Source organism: Trebonia sp. (assembly GCF_030042015.1).
In the GTDB taxonomy this organism is placed as follows: domain Bacteria; phylum Actinomycetota; class Actinomycetes; order Streptosporangiales; family Streptosporangiaceae; genus Trebonia.
Genome location: NZ_JASIAL010000017.1, coordinates 1 through 7,860, shown reverse-complemented (window position 1 = coordinate 7,860; position 7,860 = coordinate 1). Strand labels below are relative to the sequence as shown.

The following is a 7,860-nucleotide window of genomic DNA, read 5'->3' as shown; positions in this document are numbered from 1 at the left end:
CCACGGGGCCGCCGCCCCGGTCATGGCTGCCGACGGCGGTCGCCGCGCGGTTCGCCGACTACCAGGAGTTCCCGCAGCCCCCGCCGGCCCGCCGGAGCCGGTTCCGCCCCCTCCGGCAGCGCGGCGGCCGGTAGCCCGCCGGCCCGCCCGGCTGCCGCCGGTAGGCTGAGTAGTCATGCTGAGCCAGGACCTGATCGACTCGCTGTTCCCGACCGGCCTGCCCGAGCCGTCGCACTGGGAAAGCCGGTATCCGCCGCGCGGCCTGCCCGCGGGCGCCGAAGTCACCCGGTTCGCTCCCAGCCCGACCGGCTTCCTGCACATCGGCTCCGTTTACACGGCGATGCTCGACCTGGACATCGCCCGCCACTCCGGCGGCGTCTACCTGGTCCGCATCGAGGACACCGACCAGGCCCGGTTCGAAGAGAGCTCGGCGAGCCAGTTCGAGACGGGGCTCGCGCACTTCGGCATCACGCCGGACGAAGACGACCAGAAGGGCGGCTACGGTCCGTACACCCAGTCCGAACGGGCGCAGATCTACCTCACCTACGTCAGGGACCTGCTTCGCCAGGGCAAGGCGTACCCTTGCTTCGCCACCAAGGAGGAGCTGGCCGCGATCAGCCAGCGGCAGAAAGCCGTGGGCGCGCTGCCCGGCTACTACGGCCAGTGGGCCATCTGGCGCGACGCCCCGGCCGAGCAGGTGGCGCAGCGGCTCGCCGCGGGCGACCCGTACGTGGTCCGGTTCCGCTCGCCTGGGATCGGCGGCCACCGGGTCAGCTTCACCGACGAGATCCGCGGCGAGATCACCCAGGACGACAACCGCAACGACGCGATCGTCTTGAAAAGCAGCGACTCCGAGCTGCGGCTGCCCACCTACCACTTCGCGCACGCCGTCGACGACCACCTGATGCGGGTGACCCTGGTGATCCGCGGCGAGGAATGGCTGTCTTCCGTGCCGCTGCACAACCAGCTTTTCGACGCGCTCGGCTTCCCGCGGGTGCGCTACGCGCACGTCGCGTCGCTGATGAAGCAGGACGGCGGCAGCCGCCGCAAGCTGTCCAAGCGCAAGGACCCCGAGATGAACGTCGCGTACTACATCGAGCTCGGGTTCCCCACGCAGGCGGTGCTGTACTACCTGCGCGGCCTGGCCAACGGCCGGCTCGCCGAGCTGCCGCTGCCCGAGGCGCTGGCCGCCCCGATCCGGCTGTCCGAATGCGGCACCGCCGGGCCGCTGCTCGACATGGTCAAGCTGGACGACGTCAGCGCGGACTTCGTCGCCGCGCTGCCAGGCGCGCAGATCCTGGACCGGGTCCTGCCGTGGGCGGACGGCTACGACCCGGCCCTGGCGTCGGTGCTGCGCGCCGACCGCGACCTGGCGCTGCGGGCGCTGGCCATCGAGCGTGAGGGCGCCGCGAACCCGCGCAAGGACCTGCGCAAGTGGGCCGACTTCCGCGCGGTGTACGGCTTTTTCTTCGCGGAGATCTTCGAGCTGGTCACCGATCCGGCCGACCCGAGGTTCTGCGGCCTGGCCGCCGGCCTGGTGCGGGCGATGGCCGCCGGCTTCGCCGCCGGCTACCTGCCGCCCGCCCCGGAATCCGGCGCGGACTGGCGGGCGCGGTGGTTCGACCAGGTCCGCGAGCTTGCCGTCCGGCTGGGCTTCGCGGCCAGCCAGCGGGAGTACAAGAAGGACCCCGCCGCCTACCCCGGCTCGATCGCCGACGCGTCGGCGGTCATCCGGGTGCTGGTCACCGGGAGCCGGCGCAGCCCGGACCTGGCCGAGGTCGTCGCCGCGCTCGGCCCCGGCGAGGTGCTGCGGCGGGTCGGCGCCCTGACCGCTGTCTAGCCCGGGGGGACGACCCCCCGGAACTCGCGGCCGCGCCTTGGCGGCGCACCTGCCCCGGAGTGTCCGCGGCCGCACCCGGCCGCGGACCTTAGGGCGGGCGGACGCGCCAGATGGACAGGGCGGCGATCGCCACGAGCACGACGCCCGCCTCGGCGGCAAGCACGCCAGGCGGAGGCAGCTGCAGCCCGAAGGTGGTCCTGGCGACGGGAACCGCGAACAGCACGACCAGGCAGGCGACCATCGCAAGGACCAGGCCGGCCCGCGCCGCCAGCGACTGGCCGTCCCGCCCGGAGCCGGCGGCATCGGCGGCCGGCGGCGGCAGGGCGACGAGGACGAGGACCCACAGCCCCATGGCGACGGCCGCAAGCAGGGCAGCGGTGCGTTCCTGCTGCTGGCTCACGCCCGGCGTCGCGTGCGCGATCAGGTCGGCCGCCAGCACCGCGAACGCGACGGCCACCCCGGCCGGGATGGCGAAATTCAGCACCCGCCTGACGAATCCCGGCCGGGCGCGCGGCGCGCCAGGGGCAAGCGCGAGGACGAACCCCGGCACGCCGATCGTGAGCGTGCTGATGATCGTCAGGTGCCTGGGGAAGAACGGGTAGCTGGCCCCGGCCACGCCGACCGCGATCGCGATCAGCGCCGCGTACGCGCTCTTGGTGACGAACAGCCTGGCGACCCGCTCGATGTTGGCGATGACCCGGCGCCCTTCGGCGAGTATCTGCGGCACCGCGGCGAACGTGCCGTCGAGCAGCACCACGCGCGCGACCGACCGGCTGGCCCCGCTGCCCGAGCCCATCGCGATGCCCAGGTCCGCCTCCTTGAGCGCCTGGACGTCGTTGACCCCGTCGCCGATCATCGCCACCACGTGGCCGGCCTGGCGCAGCGCGCGCACCGCGGCCAGCTTCTGTCCCGGGCGCACCCGGCCGAACACGCTCACCGAGCCGATCCGGGCGGCCACCTCGTCGTCGGTCAGCGCGGAGGCGTCGCACGGCTCGTCTTCGGCCGGGATGCCGGCGCGCCGCGCGATCGCGGCGACCGCGCGCGGCGCGTCGCCGGACAGCACACGGATCGTGACGCCCTGGTCGAGCAGGTACCGCACCGTCGCCACCGTCTCGTCGCGAAGTTCCTCGGCGAGCACGAGCAGCGCGGCGGGCCGCGCGTCCGGCGGGGAGACTGGCCCGCCGCGGACCTCACCGTCCAGCGAGCTGGCGGAGCTGGCGGAGCCGGCGGAGCCGGCGAGCAGCAGCACCCGGCGGCCGGCCTCCTCGTGCCTGGCGACCGCGGCGGCGGCCTCGGCCGGCAGGCCGGCGCCCACGACGGCCGGCGCCCCGAGCAGCCAGGTTCCCTCGCCCGCGAACGTCAGGCCGCTCCACTTGCGCGCCGAACTGAACGGAACCCGCGCCGTCACCGTCCAGCCCGGCGGGTCAGGATAGTGGGCCGCCAGAGCCGCCACGGTTCCGTTCGGAGCCTCATCGTCGGCGGCGAGCGCGGCCACCACCTCGGCGATCCGCGCGTCCGGCCAGCCACCGAGGACCTCGGTGTGGATCAGCCGCATGCCGGGGCGAGTCAGCGTGCCGGTTTTGTCCACGCAGAGCACGTCGACGCGGGCCAGGCCCTCGATCGCCGCGAGCTCCTGCACCAGCACCCGCCGCCGCGCCAGCCGGATGGCCCCCATCGCGAACGCCAGCGACGTGAGAAGCACAAGTCCTTCTGGCACCATCGCCACCAGGCCGGCCGCGCTGCCGCGCACCGCGTCCTGGAACGTGTCGTGGCTGCGGAAGAACTCGCTGAACAGCAGCAGCGCGCCGGCCGGGATCATCACCCAGGTCAGGCCGCGCAGGATCTGGTTGGTGCCCTGCTGCAGCTCCGAGCGGACCAGGCTGAACCGGCGCGCCTGCGCCTGCAGCCGCGCCGCGTACGCCTGTCCGCCGACGGCCGTGGCGCGGGCCAGGCCGCTGCCCGCGACCACGAAGCTGCCGGACAGCACGGTGTCGCCCGGCTGTTTGGCGACCGGCTCGGCCTCGCCGGTCAGCAGCGCCTCGTCGATCTCCAGGCCGTCGGCCGCGAGCACGGCCGCGTCGACCGCCACCTGGTCGCCGATGCGCAGGTCGAGCACGTCGTCCTGGACGAGCCCGCCCGTGGCGATGTGCGCGAGCTGGCCGTCGCGCAGCACGCGCGCCCGCGGCGCGGTGAGGATCGCGAGCCGGTCCAGCGCTCGCTTCGCCCGCAGCTCCTGGAAGACGCCGACGCCGGTGTTCGCCACGAGCACCAGGCCGAACAGCGCGTCCTGCGGCGGGCCGACCACGACCACGACCACGAACAGCGTGCCGAGAAGCGCGTTGAACCTGGTGAAGACGTTGGCGCGCAGGATCTGGGAGACTGACCGGCCCGGTTCCGGCGGCGCCTTGTTGACCAGGCCTTCCTCGACACGGACGGCGACCGCGGCCGCGTCAAGGCCCGTCGCCGCGCCGGCGTTGGCGTTGGCGGCCGCGTCCGCCTTGGCTCGCACCGGTCCGGGGGCTGGCACCGCTGTCGTGCCCGGCGCACCGACCTCCTCCCCTGTCTCGGGGACATCTCGCGCGCCATCGTCCGTCACGTCCTGATGCTGACCGGGGCGGGATGCCGCGAAACCTTGCTGCGGGCTCAGGGACTGGCGCTGCATTGGTGGGTGCCGTGATCAGGCAGTCGTCAAAGTGAGTGGCGAGGCGGAGTGAGAGGCGTCTGCGGGTCGAGCCGGTCGCACGGCAGCGAGCCCCTGAAGCCCGTGACGGATGATCGGGGATAGAAAACCACCTTTTATGGTGGTTTTCTATCCCCGATAACGACGATTGCCGTGCCGGTCGGCGGCCTGTTGTCACTGCTGCCCCTCCTGTGCGGCTTTGTACGCGCCGCGACCGCTTTTGTTTGGCGGTGGGGCCCCCGGCGCCAATAGGGCTGGCGTTGTGGACCCCACCGCCAAGCCGGGTTCCTGTCTATGCCCGATGGCTCAGGCAGTCGGCTGGACAGGGCACCATGGAACGGCCATGACGCTTACCGAACTGCTGCCCGCGCGAACGCCTGCCGTGGCTGTTGGCACACAAGTGACTGCAGGGGTGGAAGCGTCGCCTGGTGGGGCGGGGGCGCTGGGGCCCGGGACGCCGGAGGCCGGGCCCGCTGCTGTCGGCCCGGCCGATCCCGATGCCGTCTTCAACGCGTTCGCCGGGTGGGCGAAGGCGCAGGGGCTCGACCTGTACCCGCACCAGGAAGAGGCGCTCATCGAGGTCGTGACCGGCGCGAACGTGATCTTGTCCACGCCCACCGGGTCCGGCAAGAGCCTGGTCGCGACCGGGGCGCACTTCGCCGCGCTCGCGGCCGGCCAGCGCAGCTATTACACCGCGCCGATCAAGGCGCTGGTGTCGGAGAAGTTCTTCGCGCTGTGCGACGCCTTCGGAGCGAAGAACGTCGGCATGCTGACGGGAGACGCGAGCGTCAACCCCAGGGCGCCGATCATCTGCTGCACCGCCGAAGTCCTGGCCAGCATCGCCCTGCGCGACGGCGCGGACGCCGACGTCGGGCAGGTCGTGATCGACGAGTTCCACTTCTACGCCGACCCGGAGCGCGGCTGGGCGTGGCAGGTGCCGCTGATCGAGCTGCCGAGGGCGCAGTTCGTCCTGATGTCGGCGACCCTCGGCGACGTCACGCGCTTCAAGGACGACCTGACCCGGCGCACCGGACGGCAGACCGCCGTCATCAAGAACGCGATACGGCCGGTGCCGCTGATCTTCTCCTACCTCGTCCAGCCGCTGCGCGAGACGCTCGAGGAACTGCTCACGACCAGCCAGGCACCGGTGTACGTCGTCTACTTCACGCAGGCGCAGGCACTGGAACAGGCGCAGGCGCTGATGAGCACGAACGTGTGCACCCGGCAGGAAAAGGACGCGATCGCCGAGGTCATCGGGGACTTCCGGTTCGCCGCCGGGTTCGGGAAGACCCTGTCCCGGCTGGTGCGGCACGGCATCGGCGTGCACCACGCCGGCATGCTGCCCAAATACAGAAGGCTCGTCGAGACGCTGGCCCAGGCCGGCCTGCTCAAGGTCATCTGCGGCACCGACACGCTCGGCGTCGGGATCAACGTGCCGATCCGCACGGTCGTGTTCACCGCGCTGTCGAAGTTCGACGGCAAGCGGACCCGGCTGCTGCACGCCCGCGAGTTCCACCAGATCGCCGGGCGCGCGGGCCGTGCCGGGTTCGACACCGCCGGGCGCGTCGTCGTGCAGGCACCCGAGCACGTGGTGGAGAACGAGCGCGCCCTGGCCAAGGCCGGCGACGACCCCAGGGCGCGCCGCAAGGTCGTGAAGAAGAAGCCGCCCGAGGGCTTCGTCTCCTGGGGGAAGCCGACGTTCGAGCGGCTCGTCGCCGCCGAACCTGAGCCGCTCACGTCGAGCTTCACCGTGACCCACGCGATGGTGCTGAACGTCATCGCCCGGCCGGGCAACGCCTATGCAGCCATGAAGCACCTGCTCACCGACAACCACGAGGACCGCGGGCGGCAGCGCGGGCACATCCACCGCGCGATTGAGATCTACCGGGCGCTGCTGGCCGGCGGCGTCGTCGAGCGCCTCGACGAGCCGGACGAGATGGGCAGGTACGTCCGGCTCACGGTCGACCTGCAGTACGACTTCGCGCTCAACCAGCCGCTGTCCCCGTTCGCGCTTGCCGCGATCGAACTGCTCGACGCCGGCTCCGACAGCTATCCGCTCGACGTGCTGTCGGTCATCGAGTCCACCCTGGACGACCCGCGCCAGGTGCTGTCCGCGCAGCAGTTCCGCGCCCGCGGCGAGGCGGTCGCGGCGATGAAGGCCGAAGGCGTCGACTACGAGACCCGCCTGGAGCTACTGGACGACGTCGGCTACCCCAAGCCGCTGCGGGACCTCCTGGAGACCGCCTACGACATCTACCGCCGCGGCCACCCCTGGGTGGGCGACTACGAGGTGTCGCCCAAGGCCGTCGTCCGCGACATGTTCGAGCGGGCGATGACGTTCACCGAGTTCGTGCACTTCTACGGCCTGTCACGGTCCGAGGGCCTAGTGCTGCGCTACCTGGCCGACGCCTACAAGGCGCTGCGGCAGACCGTGCCCGACGAGGCGAAGACCGAGGAGCTCACCGACCTCATCGAGTGGCTGGGCGAGCTCGTCAGGCAGGTCGACTCGAGCCTGATCGACGAATGGGAGCGGCTCAGCCACCCCGGCCCCGAGGTGCCGCGGCGCGAGGCGAGAGCGGCGGGCGTCACCGGGAACGCCCGCGCGTTCCGGGTGCTGGTTCGCAACGCTCTCTTCAGGCGGGTCACCCTCGCCGCGCTGCGCAAGTACGACGAGCTGGCCGGGCTCGACGGGTCGGCCGCCGACGGCTGGACCGCCGGCGCCTGGGCGGACGCCCTCGACGGGTACTTCGAGCAGTACGACGAGATCGGCACCGGCCCGGACGCGCGGGGCCCGGCGATGCTGATCGTCGAGGAAGGCGCGACGGCCTGGACGGTCCGGCAGATCTTCGACGACCCGGCCGGCGACCACGACTGGGGCATCTCCGCGACCGTCGACCTGGCCGCCTCCGACGCGGCGGGCGCGGCGGTCGTGCACGTCACCGATGTCAGCCCGCTCTAGCCGACCGGGATAGCCTGGGCCCGGTATGGAATCGCAGATGACTGTCGTCGCCCGGCTGCGCGCCGCGGGATGCGTGTTCGCCGAAGAAGAGGCCGGCCTGCTGGCCGCGGCGGCCCGCACGCCCGCCGAGCTTGACGCCATGGCCGGGCGGCGCGCCGCCGGCCTGCCGCTTGAGCAGGTCGTGGGGTGGGCGGAGTTCTGCGGGCTGCGGATCCTCGTCGACCCTGGCGTGTTCGTGCCGCGGCGGCGCAGCGAGTTCCTGGTGCGGACCGCGCGAGCGCGGTCCGGCGTGCCCGCCGGGCCGGACGGCCCGGTGATCGTCGACCTGTGCTGCGGCACAGGCGCGCTCGGCGTCGCGGTCGCCGCCCAGCTGGCCGGCGA

General features: G+C 72.6%; 3 protein-coding genes and 1 pseudogene. 3 read left to right on the top strand and 1 reads right to left on the bottom strand.

Going from position 1 to position 7,860, the window contains the following annotated elements; genetic code table 11:
* Positions 1–175: 175 nt before the first annotated feature.
* Entirely contained in the window at positions 176–1,840 is a 1,665-nt protein-coding gene (locus Q1N79_RS00810) for a glutamate--tRNA ligase family protein (RefSeq protein ID WP_300602878.1), read from the top strand.
* Between the two features lie 88 nt (positions 1,841–1,928).
* Here the strand turns inward: Q1N79_RS00810 and Q1N79_RS00805 are convergent, their stop codons facing one another.
* The gene (locus tag Q1N79_RS00805) at positions 1,929–4,436 is read right to left on the bottom strand and encodes an HAD-IC family P-type ATPase (RefSeq protein WP_300602875.1); all 2,508 of its coding nucleotides are present in this window, start codon (positions 4,434–4,436) and stop codon (positions 1,929–1,931) included.
* A gap of 427 nt (positions 4,437–4,863) precedes the next feature.
* Here Q1N79_RS00805 and Q1N79_RS00800 point away from each other — a divergent pair, with 427 nt between their 5' ends.
* On the top strand, positions 4,864–7,479 hold the full coding sequence (locus Q1N79_RS00800; RefSeq protein ID WP_300602872.1) for an RNA helicase: 2,616 nt from the start codon (positions 4,864–4,866) through the stop codon (positions 7,477–7,479).
* Positions 7,480–7,516: 37 nt separating this feature from the next.
* Positions 7,517–7,860 (top strand): annotated as a pseudogene (locus Q1N79_RS00795) (putative protein N(5)-glutamine methyltransferase); the annotation flags it as partial.